Origin of the sequence: Streptosporangium brasiliense (genome assembly GCF_030811595.1) — a bacterium.
Taxonomy (GTDB): domain Bacteria; phylum Actinomycetota; class Actinomycetes; order Streptosporangiales; family Streptosporangiaceae; genus Streptosporangium; species Streptosporangium brasiliense.
Map to the genome: position 1 here is coordinate 3,020,936 of NZ_JAUSRB010000002.1, position 19,967 is coordinate 3,040,902.

General features: G+C 70.1%; 13 protein-coding genes. 8 read left to right on the top strand and 5 right to left on the bottom strand.

What is annotated here, in order from left to right:
- Positions 1 to 26: 26 nt before the first annotated feature.
- The 4 genes from J2S55_RS22675 to J2S55_RS22690 all read right to left on the bottom strand — a co-directional run bounded on the left by J2S55_RS22675 (position 27) and on the right by J2S55_RS22690 (position 8,345).
- Entirely contained in the window at positions 27 to 3,698 is a 3,672-nt protein-coding gene (locus J2S55_RS22675) for a multifunctional oxoglutarate decarboxylase/oxoglutarate dehydrogenase thiamine pyrophosphate-binding subunit/dihydrolipoyllysine-residue succinyltransferase subunit (protein WP_306864473.1), read from the bottom strand.
- A gap of 169 nt (positions 3,699 to 3,867) precedes the next feature.
- On the bottom strand, positions 3,868 to 4,533 hold the full coding sequence (locus tag J2S55_RS22680; RefSeq protein ID WP_306864475.1) for a B3/B4 domain-containing protein: 666 nt from the start codon (positions 4,531 to 4,533) through the stop codon (positions 3,868 to 3,870).
- Positions 4,534 to 4,677: 144 nt separating this feature from the next.
- A complete protein-coding gene (locus tag J2S55_RS22685; RefSeq protein WP_306875533.1) occupies positions 4,678 to 7,194 on the bottom strand; it encodes a glycoside hydrolase family 9 protein in 2,517 nt (838 codons plus the stop codon).
- Between the two features lie 206 nt (positions 7,195 to 7,400).
- Positions 7,401 to 8,345 (bottom strand): glutathione S-transferase family protein, encoded by a 945-nt coding sequence (locus tag J2S55_RS22690; protein WP_306864479.1) that lies wholly within the window; start codon positions 8,343 to 8,345, stop codon positions 7,401 to 7,403.
- 334 nt (positions 8,346 to 8,679) lie between these two features.
- Between J2S55_RS22690 and J2S55_RS22695 the strand changes: the two genes are divergently transcribed.
- The 6 genes from J2S55_RS22695 (at position 8,680) to J2S55_RS22720 (ending at position 13,822) form a co-directional block, all read left to right on the top strand.
- Complete coding sequence (locus J2S55_RS22695; protein ID WP_306864482.1) at positions 8,680 to 9,690, top strand: ABC transporter substrate-binding protein; 1,011 nt, start codon at positions 8,680 to 8,682, stop codon at positions 9,688 to 9,690.
- Entirely contained in the window at positions 9,687 to 10,481 is a 795-nt protein-coding gene (locus J2S55_RS22700; protein WP_306864486.1) for an ABC transporter ATP-binding protein, read from the top strand. The genes J2S55_RS22695 and J2S55_RS22700 overlap by 4 nt, the downstream gene beginning before the upstream one ends.
- The gene (locus tag J2S55_RS22705) at positions 10,474 to 11,289 is read left to right on the top strand and encodes an ABC transporter permease (protein WP_306864488.1); all 816 of its coding nucleotides are present in this window, start codon (positions 10,474 to 10,476) and stop codon (positions 11,287 to 11,289) included. The genes J2S55_RS22700 and J2S55_RS22705 overlap by 8 nt, the downstream gene beginning before the upstream one ends.
- Positions 11,289 to 12,617: an LLM class flavin-dependent oxidoreductase gene (locus J2S55_RS22710; RefSeq protein ID WP_306864490.1), complete on the top strand. Its 1,329-nt coding sequence runs from the start codon at positions 11,289 to 11,291 to the stop codon at positions 12,615 to 12,617. The genes J2S55_RS22705 and J2S55_RS22710 overlap by 1 nt, the downstream gene beginning before the upstream one ends.
- Positions 12,614 to 13,135 (top strand): NADPH-dependent FMN reductase, encoded by a 522-nt coding sequence (locus tag J2S55_RS22715; protein WP_306864492.1) that lies wholly within the window; start codon positions 12,614 to 12,616, stop codon positions 13,133 to 13,135. The genes J2S55_RS22710 and J2S55_RS22715 overlap by 4 nt, the downstream gene beginning before the upstream one ends.
- Before the next feature lie 180 nt (positions 13,136 to 13,315).
- Positions 13,316 to 13,822 (top strand): flavin reductase family protein, encoded by a 507-nt coding sequence (locus J2S55_RS22720; protein WP_306864493.1) that lies wholly within the window; start codon positions 13,316 to 13,318, stop codon positions 13,820 to 13,822.
- A gap of 34 nt (positions 13,823 to 13,856) precedes the next feature.
- Here the strand turns inward: J2S55_RS22720 and J2S55_RS22725 are convergent, their stop codons facing one another.
- Positions 13,857 to 14,915 carry an NAD(P)H-dependent amine dehydrogenase family protein gene (locus J2S55_RS22725; protein ID WP_306864496.1) on the bottom strand — a complete coding sequence of 353 codons (1,059 nt, stop codon included), beginning with the start codon at positions 14,913 to 14,915 and terminating at the stop codon, positions 13,857 to 13,859.
- 218 nt (positions 14,916 to 15,133) lie between these two features.
- On the opposite strand from J2S55_RS22725, the gene J2S55_RS22730 reads away from it, so the two are divergent.
- Both J2S55_RS22730 and J2S55_RS22735 read left to right on the top strand, forming a co-directional pair.
- Positions 15,134 to 16,030, top strand: a complete 897-nt coding sequence (locus J2S55_RS22730; protein WP_306864498.1) for an SDR family oxidoreductase — start codon at positions 15,134 to 15,136, stop codon at positions 16,028 to 16,030.
- Between the two features lie 333 nt (positions 16,031 to 16,363).
- Positions 16,364 to 19,867 (top strand): ThuA domain-containing protein, encoded by a 3,504-nt coding sequence (locus J2S55_RS22735; protein ID WP_306864501.1) that lies wholly within the window; start codon positions 16,364 to 16,366, stop codon positions 19,865 to 19,867.
- Positions 19,868 to 19,967 lie beyond the last annotated feature (100 nt).

The window sequence follows — 19,967 nt, forward strand, 5'->3', positions numbered from 1 at the left end:
CTCTTCTGCCTGCCGCGGGACGGGTCCTAGTTGAAGATCTCTCCCAGGATCTGCTGCAGCTCCGCCTCGTGCGCCGAGTGCGAGCCCGTCGCGGGGGAGGAGTTCGCCTTGCGGGAGACCCGCTTGATCGGACGCCCGCCGAACGCGTCGGGGTTCTCCGCCAGCTTCAGCGTCAGGAACGGCCACGGGCCCATGTTGACCGGCTCGTCCTGCGCCCACACCAGCTCGACACCGTCGGCGTAGCGTCCCAGCTCGGCCGCGAGTGGGTTGGCCGGGAACGGGTAGAGGCGCTCCAGACGGACGATCGCCACGTCCCTGCGGCCCTGCGCGTTACGCGCCGCCGCCAGGTCGTAGTAGATCTTGCCGGAGCAGAGCACGACCTTGCGGACCTCCGACGGGCTCACCGTGGTGTCGCCGAGCACCGGCCGGAACGAGCCCGAGGTGAACTCGGCGACCGGCGAGACCGCCGCCTTGTGCCGGAGCAGCGACTTGGGCGTGAACACCACGAGCGGGCGGTGCCGGTTGGACTTCGTCTGCCAGCGCAGCAGGTGGAAGTAGTTCGCCGGCAGCGTGGGCTGGGCCACGGTCATGTTGTCGTAGGCGCACATCTGCAGGAAGCGCTCGATGCGGGCCGAGGAGTGGTCCGGGCCCTGACCCTCGTAGCCGTGCGGCAGCAGCAGGGTGACGCCGGAGCGCTGGCCCCACTTCTGCTCGCCCGCGGTGATGTATTCGTCGATCACGGACTGGGCGCCGTTGACGAAGTCACCGAACTGGGCCTCCCAGGCGACCAGGGCCTCGGGGCGCTCCACGCTGTAGCCGTACTCGAAGCCGAGCGCGGCGTACTCGCTGAGCAGCGAGTCGTAGACGTAGAACTTCGTGGTGCCCTGGTTGAACGTCTTGAGCGGGGTGTGCTCCTCGCCGGTGAGGCGGTCGACCAGCACGGCGTGCCGCTGGACGAAGGTGCCGCGCCGGGAGTCCTGGCCGACCAGCCGGACCGGGTGGCCGTCGATCAGCAGCGACCCGAAGGCGAGGGTCTCGCCCATGCCCCAGTCGATGCGGTCCTCGGCGACCATCTGGCCGCGGCGCTGGATGACCGGCAGCAGGCGCGGGTGGGCGGTGAAGCCCTCCGGCAGGTTGAGCTGGGTGTCGACGATCCGCTTGACGGTCTCCTCGGAGATCCCCGTCGGGGTGTCGTCGTGCGACCAGGGGATGACGGAGTCGACGTCGACCGGGCGGGCGAACTCGCCGGTCGTCACCTTGGCCGCCTCGCGGGTCTCGGCGAAGGCGTTCTCCAGCTTGGCCTGGTAGTCGCGGAGCGCGCCCTCGGCCTCCTCCACCGTGATGTCGCCCCGGCCGATCAGCGCCTCGGTGTAGAGCTTGCGGGTGGAGCGCTTGGCGTCGATCAGGTCGTACATCAGCGGCTGGGTGAAGCTCGGGTTGTCCGACTCGTTGTGGCCGCGGCGCCGGTAGCAGATCAGGTCGATCACGACGTCCTTGCGGAACGCCTGGCGGTATTCGAAGGCCAGCTTGCCGACCCGGACCACGGCCTCGGGGTCGTCGCCGTTGACGTGGAGGATCGGGGCCTGGATCATCCGGGCCACGTCGGTGGCGTAGACGCTGGAGCGGGAGCTCGCCGGGCTGGTGGTGAAGCCGACCTGGTTGTTGACCACGATGTGCACCGTGCCGCCGGTGCGGTAGCCCCGCAGCTGCGACAGGTTCAGCGTCTCGGCCACCACGCCCTGGCCGGCGAAGGCCGCGTCGCCGTGGACGAGCACGGGCAGGACTGTGAAGCCCTCCTCGCCGCGCTCCAGCAGGTCCTGCTTGGCGCGGACCACGCCCTCCAGGACCGGGTCGACCGTCTCCAGGTGGGAGGGGTTGGCCACGACCGAGGTCTTCAGCTTGCTGCCGTCGGGCGAGACGAAGTCGCCGGTGGCGCCCAGGTGGTACTTCACGTCACCGGAGCCGTGCGCCGTCCGCGGGTCGATGTTGCCCTCGAACTCGCCGAAGATCTGGCCGTAGGACTTGCCCACGATGTTGGCCAGCACGTTCAGGCGGCCGCGGTGGGCCATGCCGATGACGGCCTCGTCGAGGTCCTCCTCCGCGGCGGCCGACAGCACCGAGTCGAGCAGCGGGATCAGCGACTCGCCGCCCTCCAGCGAGAAGCGCTTCTGGCCGACGAACTTGGTCTGCAGGAACGTCTCGAACGCCTCGGCGGTGTTGAGCCGCTCCAGGACGCGCAGCTGCTCGGTGCGGTCGGGCTTGGCGTGCGGACGCTCCACCCGCGCCTGGATCCAGGCCCGCTCCTCGGGGTTCTGCATGTGCATGTACTCCACGCCGATGGTGCGGCAGTAGGAGTCGCGCAGCACGCCGAGGATCTCGCGCAGCTTCATCAGGGGACGGCCGCCGAAGCCGCCGGTGGCGAACTCGCGCTCCAGGTCCCACAGGGTCAGCCCGTGCGACTTGATGTCGAGGTCGGGGTGCTTGCGCTGCTTGTACTCCAGCGGGTCGGTGTCGGCCATCAGGTGGCCGCGGACCCGGAAGGCGTGGATCAGCTCGATGACCCTGGCCGACTTGGCCACGTCGTCGTCGTGCGTGGTCGAGATGTCCTGGACCCAGCGGACCGGCTCGTAGGGGATCCGGAGGGCCTCGAAGATCTCGTCGTAGAAGCCGTTCTCGCCCAGCAGCAGCCGGTGGACCTGGCGCAGGAAGTCGCCCGACTGGGCGCCCTGGATGATCCGGTGGTCGTAGGTGCTGGTGAGCGTCATGACCTTGCTCACCGCGAGGCGGGAGAGTGTCTCGGGGGAGGCGCCCTGGTATTCCGCGGGGTATTCCATCGCGCCGACACCGATGATGGTGCCCTGCCCCGGCATCAGCCGCGGCACCGAGTGGACGGTGCCGATCGTGCCCGGGTTGGTCAGCGAGATCGTGGTGCCGGAGAAGTCGTCGACGCCGAGCTTGCCCGCCCTGGCCTTGCGCACGACGTCTTCGTACGCCACCCAGAACTGGCGGAAGTCCATGGTCTCCGTCGCCTTGATCGACGGCACCAGGAGCTGGCGGGTGCCGTCGCTCTTGGCGACGTCGATGGCCAGGCCCAGGTTGACGTGCTCGGGCTTGACCAGCACCGGCTTGCCGTCGACCTCGGTGTAGGAGTGGTTCATCTCCGGCAGGACGGCCAGGGCCTTGATGACCGCGTAACCGATCAGGTGCGTGAACGACACCTTGCCGCCGCGACCGCGCGACAGGTGGTTGTTGATCACGATGCGGTTGTCGATGAGAAGCTTCGCCGGGACTGCGCGGACGCTGGTCGCCGTCGGGACCTCGAGGCTGGCCTCCATGTTGGCCGCGGTCCTGGCGGCCGCGCCACGGAGTCGGACTTCCTCGGCACCGGCGGGCAACTGCGTCTCCTGCTTGGGCTTGTCCGCCGGGGTGGCCTTGGCCTTCGGCGCGGGGGTGACCGGTGTGGCGGCCGGGGTCACCGGAGCCGCAGCGGGGGTTGGAGTGGAGGGCGCGGCTGTGGCCGCCCCCGGGGGTGCGGCTCGCCCCGACCCGGAGTCAGGGGTGTAATCAGCGAAGAAATTCCACCAGGCACGGTCCACAGACTCGGGATCCTGGAGGTACTTCTGGTACAGCTCGTCGACAAGCCATTCGTTTTGACCAAAGGCTGCCAGCGGGTTTGTCCGCGACGACTCAGACGACACGGCGGAAATCGCCCTCTTCCGCAGATCGGCGTTGATGATAGAGAACCTGTCCAAGGCTACTCGCCTGGACCCGGACCTGCGCCAGTCTGAGCGCAGCTCGTCGCCTGATCCTCTCAGTAGAGTGCAAAACAGTCACCTCCGGGGGCCTGTCCGGGAGGTGTGGTCCTGGTCACCCCTGCTCGATGAGCCGCGACTCGACCCGGACGCCGGGGGTGATGACCTTGAGGAGGTCCACCAGCTCGTCGCCCGCCGCGCCCAGCTCCTCCAGCGACATGGGCGCCAGCCGCTCCAGCAGGAACAGCGCGTCCGTGGTCTCCTCGGTGATCCGGGTGCGCACGCACTGCCGCCAGTTCCACCGCCGGCAGGTGACGCCCCTGTCGTCGCGCCAGACCACCTCGCCGATCTCCGGGTGGTCGACGGCGGGCTCGCCCTTCTCGACGACCTCGAACGGCTCGTCCCCGGCGGCGCGGACCAGCCGGGCCGCCCCCTCGTAGCGGGCCAGGTCCTCCCCGCCGATCGGCAGCCCGTGCCTGACGCTGACCGTGTTGTAGGCGTCGACCACCAGATTGATCTCCGGCAGCGGCATCCGCCGGACCAGCGCGTCGACCGACGGCCTGGTCCGCTGCGGCTTGGCGCCGAACGCCCGGTAGGCCTCCCGCCACGCCTCGACCTTCGGATCCTCGACGCCCACCGCCTCGCCGGCCGCCCCGGCCAGCCAGGCCCGTGACCTGTCGTCCGTCGGTCCGTTACGCAGGCCGTACGCGCCCACCGCCAGGACCGCGAAGTCCGGCCGGAGCGCCCTGACCGCGGGGTCCACCCAAATGTCGTCAATCACGCGTCTCAGTTTAGGCCGTGTGGACATCGCCCCAGTTGAGGCGGACGGGCCCCGGCGGTCCCGCCGGTGCGGGCGGACCGGTGGAGCGCGGGCCGGCGAGAGGGCCCCGGGGTGGCCGCCCGTCGGGGCGGCCACCGGTCGGGGTCAGCGGCAGAGCGCTCCGTTGAGGAGGAACCGCTCGGGGACGGGATCGGCGCCGGGGGCGCTCCTGCCGGTGAAGCCGAAGGTGACCGAGCCGCCCGGCCGGATCCTCCGGTTCCAGCTCAGGTTCTCGGCCGTGACCGTGGCCCCCTCCTGGGTGATGGAGGCGCTCCAGCCGTCGCCGACCCGCCGGCCGCCGAGGAAGGACCACTTCAGGGTCCAGCCGTCGACCGCCTCCGTGCCGGTGTTCCGCACGGTGACCTGGGCGGTGAAGCCGTCGGGCCACACGCCGTGCCGGGTGTAGGTCACCTTGCAGGGGGCCGCGGGGGTGACGTCGGCGACGAAGGCCGAGATCCAGGCGAGCGGGGAGTTCCAGTTGATGGTCAGCTCGTTGGTGGACCACGACTCGATGTCGTCGATGTAGCAGAACTGGGGCTTGCAACCGCGGAGCTTGGCCTGGGCCACCGGGTCCTGGATGCCGGAGTTCGGCCCGCCGGCCAGGGTGCCGCGCGGCGGGTTGGGCAGGGCCGCGTCGAGCTGGTGGGCGTACCAGCGGCTGTGCTGGTTGCGGGAGGCGACCTCGCCGTAGCCGGTCACGTAGGACTGGTTGAGCGCGTTGCGGCCGAGGAGATAGTCCATCCCCTCCAGCACCCCGTCGCGATACTTCGCCTGGCCGCTCAGGTCGTGCGCGGTGGCCATCACGACCATGTTGTTCAGCACCAGGTTGTTGGAGCCCCAGTCGAAGTCCGGCGGGTTGTACGGCAGGCCGTACGGGTGGGCCCGCTGCACGGCCAGATACTTGTCGGCGCCCGCGAGGACCGACGCCTGGACGGCGGCGCGGTCGGGCAGCTCGCTGGGGACGGTGGCCAGGTCGAGTCGGCCGAGCTGGGCGGTGTTGCCCCAGTCGAAGCCGCGCTCGCGCCAGATGTCGCCGGTGTGGTGCGGGGAGGCGAGCACCTGGTCCCTGAACTCCTTCTCACCGGTGGTGAGGTAGAGCTCGGCCGCCGCCCAGTAGAACTCGTCGGTGACGTCGCCGTCGCTGTAGGCGCCGCCGCCCACGCCGTCGGCCGGGTCGGCGTAGCGCGCGGGCTCGGCCACCGCGGCGGCCCACGCCCTGCGGGCGGCCGCCAGGTTGCGCGCGGCGAACGCGGCGTCGTAGGGGGCGAACAGCCGGGCCGCCTGGGCCGCGGTGGCGGCCAGGTTGAGGGTGGCCGCCGTGGACGGCGGGTGCAGCTCGCGCCGCTGCGGGTCGAGGTGGGGCAGGAGCGGCAGGCCGGTCCAGGAAGCGTCGTGGATCTTGTGGTGGGCCATCCCGGCGTGCGGCCTGCCGTCGGGGACCTGCATGCTGAGCATGAACTCCTGCTCCCATCGGGCCTCGTCCAGGATGTCGGGCACCCCGTTGCCGCTCTCCGGGATGTCCAGCTCGCCGTCCTCGAAGGCGCCCTTGGTCATGCCCCGCTCGAACTCCGACATCAGCTGGTGGACCGAGACGCCGCCGTTGACCACGTACTTGCCGTGGTCGCCCGCGTCGTACCAGCCGCCCCTGACGTCGAGGGAGTAGTCGCAGACGCCCGGCCGGCAGGGCACGCTCGTGTCGCCCTGGTTCGGCGCGGCGCCCACGTGGCCGGCGGGCCTGCCGTACCCGGGGCGGAGGCTGTCGAGGATCTCGATGCCGCTGCGCTGGGGGTAGTAGAACTTCAGCGCGTCGGTGCGGAGCCGCCCGTAGAGGCCGCCGTCGAGGTCGAAGGGGCGGCTGGTCTCGCCGTCGGCCTCCAGTGTGTAGCCGGTGCCCGGGGCGGTGACGGAGCCGAAGTCGATCGAGTGCACGTTCTGGCCCGAGCTGCCGTCCACCCCGCGCGGGGTGGTGGCCCCGGTCGCGACGACCGCGGATCCCTTCTTGAGCCTCCAGGTCACGGCCTCGGTCCTGTCGGTGACCAGGGTGGCGTTCTTCGGGCCGGTGGGCAGGTAGCCCGCCATGTTCACCCGGACGCGCGGCCCGGTGTCGGGCCTGTGGACGTCGGGTTCGGCGCCGCCCCTGAGCGAGACGTCGTCCACGCAGAAGCGCCAGGGGGTGGCGCTGCCCCCGAGCTGGAAGGCCACCTGGGCGTCGGGCAGGTCCACGGGGGAGGTGAAGGTGTAGGTGTAGGCGTTGCCGGAGACGCTCAGCTCGGGGTTCGCCGACAGATACTGGGTGTAGGGGTCGGCCGGGAGCTGGATGAGGGCCTTGGCGACGCGGCCGGGGGTCGCGACGCCGAAGAAGGAGTATCGGTACGTCTCGTCCTTGACCAGCGGGATGCCGTTCTGGCCGACGATGACGTCCCACGGGTTGGCCGTGCCGCCGGGGACGTCGGCGCAGAGCCGGCCGCCGTCGGCCTCCAGGGTGGTGTTGGCGGTGCTCCACCAGGGAGCCGTGCCGGTGTCGAAGGTGCCGTTGACGATCTGTTCCGGGCCGTCGGCGGCGGCGGGAGAGGGGCCCGGTGCCGCCGTGGCGGCGGCGGGCGAGGACGGCGGCGTCACCATGGCGGCGGCCACGGCGAGGGCGAGCCAGGCGGGCGGTCTGATCACGTGGGTCCCTTCAGGCGGGGGGTGCACGATCAGGTGGGAGCGCTCCCATAGGGAGATGCGCCGATGCTTCCAGCGCGTTTCCCCCTCGTCAATGAGCGGCTCCCCGGCCCCGGCGGCTGACCGGCCGAATGCCCGGCCCGGGCTGTGAAACTTTCATGTGATCAAGCCCCTGCCGTGCCGTCCGCCGGCCGCTCCGGCCGTCCGGAGGGCGGCTGTCCCGCCGTCCAGTCGAGCTCCGGGCCGCGCGGCACGATCCGGCTCGGGTTGATGTTCGTCTGCGTCACGAAGTAGTGGCGCTTGATCTGGTCGAAGTCGGTGGTGTCGCGGAAGGCCGGGGTCGCGTACAGGCGGCGGGCGTAGGCCCACAGGGCCGGGTAGTCGGTCAGCCGCCTGATCGAGCACTTGAAGTGGGAGTGGTAGACCGCGTCGAACCTGGCGAGCGTCGGGTAGAGCCGGACGTCGCTCTCGGTGAGCGCGTCGCCGTGCAGGTAGGGCCGGCCGGCCAGCCGCTCCTCCAGCAGGTCCAGCGTGTCGAAGACCCTGACGACCGCCTCGTCGTAGGCCGCCTGGGAGGTGGCGAACCCGGTCCGGTAGACGCCGTCGTTGAGCCCGTTGAAGATCACCTCGTTCAGCGCGTCGATCTCCCCGCGCAGCGCGGCCGGGTAGAGGGCGGGCGCGCCGTCGGCGTGCCAGGGCGCGAAGGCGGTCTCCAGGGTCAGGGTGATCTGCGGGTAGTCGTTGGTGACCAGGCGCCCGGCGGTGACGTCCCATACGCAGGGCACGGTGTAGCGGCCCTGGTAGCCGGGGTCGGAGCTGAGGTAGAGCTCCGAGAGATACTCCACGCCGGTGACCGGGTCGCCGCCGGGGATCCGCCAGCCCTTCTCGTCCCTGATCGGGTCCACGATCGTCACGCCGACGACGTCCTGGAGGCCGAGCAGCTCGCGCACGATGAGCGAGCGGTGCGCCCAGGGGCAGGCGTAGGAGGCGTAGAGCTGGTAGCGGCCCGGCTCCGGCGGATGCTGGCCGTCGGGCTCGATCCGCGCGGTGAACCGGTTCGGTTGCCGGACGAAGCGTCCGCTCTCGGAGATTTCGCGTCCCAGGTCCATGGCTCGACCGTACGCCACCCCGAGGAGAACATGATTCTGTCCAGGGGTGGGATCGGGGTGGCGGGCGGGGTCGCCCGCCGGGGCGTGGGCGGGCCCGGCTTGCGGCTCCCCGGGTAATCCCTGGTGACGCCTCTGCCGCCCGCCCCCTTTGGAGTATTTCATGCAAAACCAGTAGGAAATATTGACTTAGCGCCAGGCCGTGCGTAGCTTCTCCCATATGGGCATCTATCTGACCCGGTGTGCACATGTCGACTTCTGTCGAGTGTCCAGCGCCCAGTGTCCCTGATCACGAATCGACCCCCGCCGTCCCTCCCCGTCACCCAGGACGCCTCTCGTGATCAAGACCAGACATGTCCCTCTCTCCGTGCTGCTGGTGGGGCTCCTCACCGCCTGCGGCGCGCGGGCCTCCGCCGGATCCGGCGGGCCCGAGACGCTGGAGCTGCGCTACCAGGGCAGCGTCGGCGCCGTCACCTTCCCCGAGTTCGCCGAGGCGCTCGGCTACCTCGGCCCCGTCAAACTCAAGTGGATCGGCAACACGATCTCCGGCCCGCAGGACATCCAGGCCGCGGCGACCGGTCAGACCGACTTCGGCGGCGCGTTCAACGGCGCCATCGTCAAGCTGGCCGCGGCCAAGGCCCCGATCAAGGCCGTGATCGGCTACTACGGCAGCGACAAGGACAGCTACATCGGCTACTTCGTGCCGGACGGCTCACCGGTGAAGGGCCCGCGTGACCTGATCGGTAAGAAGATCGGCGTCAACACCCTGGGCGCCCACCTGGAGGCGGTGCTCAAGGAATACCTCAAGCGCGGTGGGCTGACCCCCGACGAGATCAAGCAGGTCGAACTGGTCGTCGTGCCGCCGGTCAACACCGAGCAGGCGCTCCGCCAGGGCCAGATCGACGTGGCCGCGCTGAGCGGCATCCTCCGAGACAAGGCGCTGCGGCGCGGCGGGATCCATCCGCTCTTCAAGGACATCGACCTGTTCGGCCCCTTCACCGCGGGCAGCGTCGTCCTCACCGAGAAGTTCATCGAGCGGAATCCGGAGACCACGAAGAAGTTCGTCGAGGCGTACGCCAGGGCCGTCGAGTGGACGCAGACCCACTCCCGCGAGGAGGTCGTGGCCAAGGCGAAGGAGATCATCGCCAAACGAGGGCGGAACGAGGACACCACCGCCATCGAGTTCTGGAAGAGCAGCGGGGTGGCCAACAAGGGCGGAGTCATCGACGCGCGGGAGTTCCAGACCTGGATCGACTGGCTGGAGCGCGAGGGCGAGATCGACAAGGGCCAGGTCAAGGCCGAGGACCTCTTCACCAATGCCTACAACCCCTTCGGAGGCACCCGATGAAGATCCGGATTCAGGGGATCGGCAAGGAGTTCCGCGTCCGCGGCGCCGGCCGCCCGTTCACCGCCCTCGACGACGTCAACCTCGACGTGCGGGCCGGGGAGTTCCTCACCCTGGTCGGGCCGAGCGGCTGCGGCAAGTCCACCCTCCTCGACCTGCTCGCCGGGCTGACCGAGCCGACCAGCGGCCGGATCCTGCTCGACGGGGTCCCCGTCGACGGTCCCGGTCTGGACCGGGGGATCGTCTTCCAGCAGTACGCGCTGTTCCCCTGGCGCACGGCGCTGTCCAACGTCGAGTTCGGGCTGGAGGCGAAAGCCGTACCGAGGAAGGAGCGCGCGGAGCGGGCCAGGGCCTATCTGGAGCTGGTGGGACTGCGCGGGTCCGAGGAGCGCTACCCGCACGAGCTCTCCGGCGGCATGCGCCAGCGCGTGGCCATCGCCCGGAGCCTGGCCTTCGACCCGGAGGTGCTGCTGATGGACGAGCCGTTCGCCGCGCTGGACGCCCAGACCCGCGAGTCCCTCCAGGAGGAGCTGCTGCGGATCTGGGAGAAGACCGGCAAGACGGTCGTGTTCATCACCCACGGCATCGACGAGGCCGTGTATCTCGGCCAGCGGATCGCGGTCATGACGTCCCGGCCGGGCCGGATCAAGCGGGTCGTCGAGGTCGAGTTCGACTCCCGCGAGGGGGACCTGCGGGCCGGCACGCGCTTCGGCGAGTACCGCCACGAGGTGTGGACGCTCCTGCGCGACGAGGTCGCGGCGGCCAGGGCGGAGGAGGCGATCTCCGTTGGCTAGCGTCTCGACCGGCGCCTCCGCCGCCGGGGTGGGCGCGCGCCTGCTGCGCGGCCCGGGGCGCCTGGCGGCGGCGGGCCGGCGGGCTGCCGCCCTGGGCGCGCTCGCCGCGCTCTGGGAGGTCCTGCCCCGGCTGGAGGTGGTGGACCCCACCTTCCTGACGCCGCTGTCACAGGTCTTGGCGGCCTGGTGGGAGCTGCTCCTCTCCGGCGAGCTGCTCGACCACGCCCAGGCCAGCCTGGTCAGGTCCCTGGCCGGGTTCGCCCTGGCGATCGTCGCGGCCATCCCCCTCGGCCTGCTGATCGGCTGGTACCGGCCGCTGGCCGACCTGCTCAACCCGGTGCTCGAACTGTTCCGCAACACCGCGGCGCTCGCCCTGCTCCCGGTGTTCGTGCTGATCCTCGGGCTCGGCGAGACCTCCAAGATCTCGATCATCCTGTACGCCTGCGCCTGGCCGATCCTGCTCAACACGATCGCCGGGGTGAAGAGCGTGGACCCCCTGCTGATCAAGTCGGCCCGGTCGATGGGGCTCCGCCCAATCCGGCTGTTCCAGAAGGTGATCCTCCCGGCCGCGGTGCCCATGATCTTCACCGGCGTCCGGCTCGCCGGGGCCTACTCGATCCTCGTGCTGGTCGCCGCCGAGATGGTCGGCGCCAAGGCCGGCCTCGGCTATTTGATCAACTACGCCCAGTTCAACTTCCGGGTGCCCGACATGTACGCCGGAATCCTCACGATCTCCGTGCTCGGACTGCTCTTCAACCAGCTCCTCGTCCGTCTGGAGCGCCGCTTCTCGACCTGGAGGACCTCCTGATGGCCGCCCGGCAACTGCACCTGAACGCCTTCCTGATGGGCGTCGGGCACCACGAGGCCGCCTGGCGGCACCCGCGCGCCGAGCCCGCCGGGATCACCGACGTCCGGCACTACCAGCGGCTGGCGGAGATCGCCGAGCGGGGCAAGCTCGACTCGGTCTTCCTCGCCGACGGCCTGGCCCTGTGGGGCAACGTCAGGCACAACGCGCTCGGCGGGCTGGAGCCCCTCACCCTGCTGGCGGCGCTGGCCACGGTGACCGAGCACATCGGCCTGATCGCGACCGTCTCCACCACCTACAACGAGCCGTTCCACGTCGCCCGCAAGTTCGCGTCGCTGGACCACATCAGCGGCGGCCGGGCCGGCTGGAACATCGTCACCTCCGCGAGCGAGGCGGAGGCGCGCAACTTCGGCGTCGAACGCCCCGCCCACAAGGAACGCTACGACCGTGCCGCCGAGTTCCTGCAGGTCGTCACCGAGCTCTGGGACAGTTGGGAGGACGGGGCGATCCTGGGCGACCGCCGCAGCGGGGACTACGCCGACACCGCCAGGATCCACGCCCTCGACCACGTCGGCCGCCACTTCCGGGTCCGGGGCCCGCTGAACACCTCCCGTCCCCCGCAGGGCCACCCCCTGCTGGTCCAGGCCGGCTCCTCCGAGGACGGCAAGGAGTTCGCCGCCCGCTACGCCGAGGCCGTGTTCACCGCGCAGCAGACCCTCCAGGAGGGCCAGGAGTTCTACTCCGACCTCAAGTCCCGGCTCGGCCGGTACGGCAGGCGCGCCGACGAGCTGCTGATCCTCCCCGGCATCTCACCGATCATCGGCTCCACCGAGCGTGAGGCGCTCCAGCTGGAGAGGGAGCTCGAAGAACTGATCATCCCCGCGTACGGCGTGCAGCAGCTGTCGGGCATCCTCGGCGTGGACCTGTCGGACCACCCGCTGGACAGCCCCCTGCCGGAGGTCGCCCAACCGGCCGACGGTCAGCAGAGCCGGTTCAAGCTCGTCACCGATCTCGCCCGGCGTGAGCGGCTGACCCTGCGGGAGCTGATCGGCCGCCTGGCCGGCGGCCGGGGGCACCGCGTGGTCACCGGCACTCCGGAGCGGATCGCCGACCAGATTCAGGAATGGTTCACCAGCGGCGCGGCCGACGGCTTCAACATCATGCCGCCGGTCCTGCCGAGCGGCCTGGCGGACTTCGTCGACCACGTCGTGCCCGAGTTACAGGCCCGTGGCCTGTTCCGCACCGAGTACGGAGGCCGCACACTGCGCCAGAACTACGGCCTGGCGCGTCCAGCATCCCGTTTCGAGCAGAAGGCGCCGGTGGCTTCATGAGCATCGTGACCGTGGTGGGCAACCCGCGAGCCGGGTCCCGCACCTACGAGGTGGCCGTCCAGGCCACCCAGATCCTCGCCCGGAGCACGGGCCGCGAAGGGCCCTCCGAGATCGTCGACCTGTCCGGCCTCGCGCCCCTGCTGTTCGCCCCGGAGGCCTCGTCCGCGGTGGAGGCCGCGCTGGAGATCGTCGCCCAGGCGAGCGTGCTGGTGGTGGCGTCCCCGACCTACAAGGGCACCTACACCGGCCTGCTCAAGACCTTCCTGGACCGGCTGCCGGGCGGCGCGCTGGCCTCCGGCGTGGCGCTGCCGCTGCTGGTGATGGGGGACGCGCGGCACGCCCTGGCGGTGGAGGTCCACTTCCGGCCGCTCCTGGTGGAGCTGGGCGCCACGGTCCCCACCCCGGGCCTGGCGCTGCTGGAGTCGGAGATCAACGACCTCGACGCCGTCGTCGGCCGCTGGGCCGACCGGGTCGCCCCTCAGGTCGCCGCGGCGCTCAGGGAAGGAGCTCCGGCGTGATATTTGGAAGAGACGGAGCTATGAATGGGTTGCCGACCATAAGCGTGTTTCATACCGCGGAGGAGGAAAAGTGATCGAGTGGAGCGAGGCGGCCGGGAGGCGTGGCACCTTGGTGACGTTCGACGGGATCACGAGGCCCCGAGAGTTCCCGAGCTCCACCGAGAACCGGGGCGAGGAGTCATGACCGAGACCCTGCCCGGCCGGGCGGTCGACGGCGAGCGGTTCCGTCAGGCGCTGGCCGTGCACGCGGCCGGGGTGGTCGTGGTCACCGCCCAGTCCGAGGGGATCCCGGTCGGCCTGACCGCCACCTCCTTCTCCTCGGTGAGCCTCGAGCCCCCGCTGGTCTCCTTCTACGTCGACCAGTCTTCGACCACCTGGCCCTGGCTCCGGCAGGCCGACCACTTCGCGGTGAACGTCCTGGCCAGCGACCAGGCCGAGCTGGCCACCCGGTTCGCCCGGAAGGGCGTCGACCGTTTCGCCGCCCCCACCTCCTGGCGGCCCGGCCCGCTGGGCGTCCCCCTGCTGAGCGGAGTGTCCGCCCAACTGATCTGCGCCCCTCACTCCACCGTCGACATAGGCGATCACATCCTCGTCGTCGGCCTCGTCACCGAGACCAACCTCGACCCCGGCGGCCGCCCTCTCCTCTACCACCAGGGCCGTTTCGGCCGATTCATCCCGCATCCCTGACTCGCGGCCCTGCACCCCGGCCCGCGGCCGCGCCTCAGGCGAGGCGGACGGTGCCGCGGCCGGTGGCGAGGGGGAGGTCGAGGAGGGTGCGGATGCCGGGCGGGGCGGCGCAGAGGGCGGCCACGGTGTTGACGGCGTGGGCGGCGGCGCCGGCGAGGCCGTGGGACATCTCCTCCACCGCGAGCGTCATCTGGGGGACGCCCTCGATGTGGATGGTGAAGCCGGGCTCGGGCCAGCGGTGGACCCTGGCGGCGTCGGCCTTGTAGACGCACTCCACGGTCATGAAGGGGCGGCCGCGGACGAGACCGGTGAACGTCCAGCGGGAGGCGCACACGGTGCCGACCCTGACCAGGCCCGCGGCGATCTCGAACTCCTCGGAGGCGAGCTCGAACTCGTCGCTCTCCTCGACCTCGTCGAGGGTCACGTCGAGGTTCCCGGCCACGAACTGCACACTCTCGGCGAACAGCGAGCGCTGGAAGGCGCGGAACGGCCGGACGGCGGTGGCGTAGTCCTTGGCCGAGCGGGTGAAACCGAACAGGTCGACCACGATCTGGCGTGAGGGGTGCCCCCGGAAGTCGGAGGACTCGCGGACGTAGATGTGGTCGATCCGGTTGGACAGCCCGGTCAGGGCGAGGGGGAGCAGGTCGCTCATGAAGCCGGGGTTGACGCCGGTGCCGTGCAGCGAGGCGTTTCCGGCGCGGCAGGCGCCCTCCAGGCGCTCCACCAGGCCGGGCCCGTAGCACCGGGGATAGACGAACCCGGTCGTGGTGACGACGTTCTTGCCCGAGGCGAGCAGGGCGCAGATCGTCTCCACGTCGGCTGCGTGGTCACGGCCGAAGTAGGAGGCGGGCAGCGGCATGTGCAGCACGCAGTCGGCCTCCGTGGCGAGGATCTTGTCGACGTCGTCGGTGCAGGTGACGCCGGTCTCGGGCAGCCCGACGAGCGTTCCGGCGTCGTGGCCGACCTTGTCCGGGTCGTAGACGAGCACCCCGACGAGCTCGAACTCGGGGCGGACGATCAGAGCGCGCAGTGAGTATCGTCCAACGGCGCCCGTGGCCCATTGGATCACGCGGAGGGGCGGAGATGAGGGCATGCGTTGCCTCCAGCCCGGGTCTCTGGGCGGGGCCATGCTGGGAGGAGTGTCGTCGTTGACCCTCGCCCTGTTCGGGGCAGAAACTTTAGCAGAAATTCACACGCTCGATCACTATCCGCGACGATTCAACAGCCTGTTGCCGCTCCCGCATGGTCCTCCGAGGACGGGCAGGCTATTGTTCAAGAAAAACAGAACTATGTTCTCGTGGGAGTGTGCGGATGTCAGAGCTGCGGTTTGACGGCAAGGTCGCGGTCATCACCGGCGCCGGGCACGGTCTCGGCCGCTCGCACGCGCTGTCGCTGGCCGAGCGCGGCGCCAAGGTGGTCGTCAACGACCTCGGCGGGGCACTGGACGGCACGGGCGCCTCCGCCGGCCCGGCGGCCGAGGTGGTCGAGCTGATCAACAAGAACGGCGGCGAGGCGGTCGCCAGCACCGACAACGTCGCGACGCCGGAGGGCGCCAGGGCGATCGTACGGAGCGCGATCGACGCCTTCGGGCGGCTGGACATCGTCGTCAACAACGCCGGCATCCTGCGCGACAAGTCCTTCGGCAAGATGACCGTGGAGGAGTTCGACCAGGTCCTCGCGGTCCACGTGCGCGGCTCCTTCCTGGTGAGCCACGCGGCCTTCCCCCACCTCAAGGAGCAGGGCTACGGCCGGATCGTCAACACCTCCTCGCCCGCCGGGCTGTTCGGCAACTTCGGCCAGGCCAACTACTCCACGGCGAAGATGGGCCTGGTCGGCCTGACCAAGACGCTCGGCATCGAGGGCGCCCGGGCCGGGATCAAGGCCAACGCGATCGCGCCGATCGCCTGGACCCGGATGACCGAGACGCTGCTGCCGGCCGAGTTCGAGGCCAAGTTCACCGCGGAGCGGGTCAGCACGCTGGTGACGTTCCTGGCGCACGAGTCCTGCGAGACCAGCGGCGAGGTCTTCAGCGTCGGCGGCGGCCGGATCGCCCGCGTCTTCGTGGCCGAGGGGCCCGGCTGGCGGCAGGACGACCACACCGTCGAGGACATCCGGGACAACTGGGCGGCCATCATGGCCGAGCAGCCCTACCTGACCCCCACCACTCTCGGCCAGCAGGCGACCGCCTCCATGAAGGCCATGCTCTGACCAGCTGGCCGGCTGACCGGCTGACCGGCTGACCGGCTGGCCTCAGAAAGGGCGTCCTCGCAGGTGAGGGCGCCCTTTGTGATTTCCGGGGTTCATGCCGGACCGGCCGCCTCCCCCTACTTTCGCTCGCTCGGACTCCGCTTCTGATGGAAACAACCAAACTTTTGCTTGACCGTCGCCATAACTGGTCCTTACCATCCAGAAACGTGGCAGGAATAAGCCATAAATCGGCAAATCCTGCTCCTCGCTCCTAGAGCTCCAGCGCCATACCGGGCCGCCTGTCGGGGGCCGTCCGGCCCGCTCCGCATGTCCTTCTCACCCCCGGGAGATTCCATGCGTCGCCCGTTCATCGCCCTGCTGGTCCCGATCCTGCTCCTGTTATCCGCCGGTACGGCGCACGCGCGGGCCGTACAGGCGCCCGCCTTCCGCGCGCTGCTGTTCACCGAGACCGCCGGCTACGTCCACGACTCGATCCCGGCCGGGACCACGATGGTCCAGCAGCTCGCCTCGGCCGACAACTTCGAGGTCGTCCAGTCCGCCGACTCGGCCGTCTTCAACGACGCGGCCCTCGCCACCTACGACGTGGTGATCATGCTGCAGAACTCCGGCATGGTCTGGGACAACGACGCCCAGCGTCAGGCCGTGCAGAAGTACGTCAACAACGGCGGTGGGATCGTGGCGATCCACAACACCACCGACATGAACGTCGAGGCCCAGTTCCCCTGGTGGGACCAGCTGATCCTGGGCGGCGCGCACATGACCGCGCACTCCAGCATCCTGCAGGGCACCGCCAAGGTCGCCGACCGGGTGCACCCCTCCACCGCCGGGCTGCCCGAGCGCTGGACGCGCACCGAGGAGTGGTACAACTTCGACAAGAACCTGCGCGGCGACGTCCACGTCCTGGTGACCGCCGACGAGACCACCTACGACGCCGGGCCCAGCAAGATGGGCGCCGACCACCCGATCTCCTGGTGCCGCTCGGCGGAGGGCGGACGCGTCTGGGCGACCGGGATGGGCCACCAGATCGCCTCCTACAGCGAGCCGCAGTTCCGCCAGCACGTGCTCGGCGGCATCAAGTGGGCCGCGGGGAACGTCCAGGGCGACTGCGGCGGCACCGTGTGGAACCGTTTCCAGAAGGTGACGCTGGACAGCGCCCCCGACCAGCCGATGCAGCTCGACATCGCGGCCGACGGGCACGTGTACTACATCACCCGCACCGGCAAGCTCGTGGCCATCCACGAGGACGGCGAGATCGTGGTCACCGGCACGCTGAACGTCTACACCGGCGGTGAGGACGGCCTCATCGGCATGGTCCTCGACCCGGGCTTCGCGACCAACCACTGGGTCTACCTGAACTACTCCCCGGCCGGCTCGGCGGCGGTCAACCAGGTCTCCCGGTTCACCCTCAACGACCACACCCTCGACCTGAGCAGCGAGAAGAAGCTGCTGACCATCCCCGCGACCAGGACCGACGAGCCCGGCCACACCGGCGGGCAGCTCGCCTTCGGGCCCGGCGGGAACCTCTACATCGGGGTCGGCGACGACATCAACCCCTTCGCCTCCGACGGCTACGCGCCGATCGACGAGCGCGCCGGGCGGCAGAACTTCGACGCCCAGCGCAGCTCGGCCAACACCAACGACCTGCGCGGCAAGATCCTACGGATCCACCCGGAGAGCGACGGCACCTACACGGTCCCCTCGGGCAACATGTTCCCGGCGGGCACCGCGCAGACCCGGCCGGAGATCTACGCGATGGGCTTCCGCAACCCGTTCCGGTTCGCGGTGGACCCCGAGACCGGCTGGATCTCGATGGCCGACTACGGACCCGACGCCGGAGCGGCCAACGCCAACCGGGGGCCCGAGGGCACCGTCGAGTGGAACCTGATCAAGTCGCCCGGCTTCTACGGCTGGCCGTACTGCGTCGGCAACAACACCCCCTACAACGACTACGACTTCGCCACCTCGACCTCGGGGGCCAAGTTCAACTGCGCGGCGCCGGTCAACAACTCGCCCAACAACACCGGCCTGACCAACCTGCCCGCGGCCAAGGCCGCCACGGTCTGGTACACCTACCACCTCACGCCCGAGTGGCCCGAGATGGGCGACAGCGGCGGCGCGGCCCCGATGGGCGGTCCGTTCTACCACTACGACGAGGCCAACCCCTCGACGACCAAGTTCCCCGCCTACTTCGACAAGACCCCGTTCTTCTACGAGTGGAGCCGCAACTACCTCGCCGAGATGCGGCTGGACGGCGGCGGGAACGTCCTGAAGGTCAACCGGTTCCTGTCCAACCTCGGGTTCAGGTCGCCGATGCACATGAAGTTCGGCCCGGACGGCTCGATGTACCTGATCGAGTGGGGCGCCGGCTACGGCGGGTCCAACCCCGACGACGGCGTCTACCGGATCGACTACGTCAGCGGCTCCCGGTCCCCGGTGGCCAAGGCGAGCGGGACGCCCACCTCCGGCAAGGCCCCCCTCCAGGTGCAGTTCTCCTCGGCCGGGTCGGCGGACCCGGACGGCGACCCGTTCACCTACGCGTGGGACTTCACCGGTGACGGCACGACCGACTCCACCGCGGCCGGCCCCTCCTTCACCTACACCGCCAACGGCACCTTCACCGCCAAGCTGACGATCACCGACTCCTCGGGCAAGAGCGGCTCGGCGACGGTGCCCATCACCGTCGGCAACACCGCGCCGGTCGTGACGTTCGGCTCGCCGCCCAACGGCGGGGTCATCTCCTTCGGGGACTCGGTCGGCTACACGGTGACGGTCACCGACCCGGAGGACGGCACGATCGACTGCTCCAAGGTCGTCGTGGTCACGGCCCTCGGCCATGACACCCACAGCCACGACACGGGCCAGTTCACCGGCTGTTCGGGCACCGTCTCGACCACCGCCTCCGGGCACGACGCCGACGCCAACACCTACTACGTCCTCACCGCGACCTACACCGACAAGGGCGGGCTGGCCGCGAGCGCCAACCTGATCCTGCAGCCACGGCAGAAGCAGGCGGAGTACTTCACCGGCTCCTCCGGCGTCCGGGTGGTCGAGCAGGCCGGCGCGCAGAACGGCAAGCGCGTGGGCGACATCTCCAACAACGACTGGATCTCCTTCTCGCCGATGAGCGTGCAGGGGATCACCTCGGTGGCCTACCGGGTCTCCTCCCCCTACGGGGGCGGCACCATCGAGCTGCGCGCCGACTCGCCGACCGGCCAACTGCTGTCCACCACCGCCGTGCCGAACACCGGCGGCTGGGACACCTACCAGTCGCTGACCGCCACACCCGTGGCGGCCCTGTCCGGCAGCCACCCGCTGTTCCTGGTGTTCAAGCATCCGACGGCCAACCAGTTCGACCTCGACTCCTTCACCCTGAACGGGGCGGGCGTCGGCGCTCCGGGCGGCCCCGTGGCGGACGCCGTCTACACCCTGACCGCCGCGCACAGCTCCAAGGTGGCCGACGTCGAGGGCCAGTCCACGGCCGACGGCGCCAAGGTGGTGCAGTGGGGCGGAAACGGCGGGACCAACCAGCAGTGGAAGGCCGTCGACAGGGGGAACGGCAACTTCGCCCTCTTCTCGGTCAAGAGCGGTAAGTGCCTGGACGTCAACGCCGGGTCCACCGCGGCGGGCGCACTGATCATCCAGTGGACCTGTCACACCGCCGCCAACCAGCAGTGGAAGTTCGCGCCGGCGGCGAACGGCAACTGGAAGATCACCTCCGTGGGCAGCGGCCACTGCCTGGAGGTCCCCGGCGCCACCACGGCCGACGGCACCCAGCTCACCCAGGGGACCTGCGGGACCGGCACCAACCAGCAGTGGAAGCTCACGCGGGTGAGCTGATCCGCCCCCCTTCGGGCCGGCCGGTCCAGCCCGCCGACTTTTGCGTGAATCCGCAAAAGTCGGCGGGCATTTAGCTAAAAGGTCTTCACAACACGAGCAG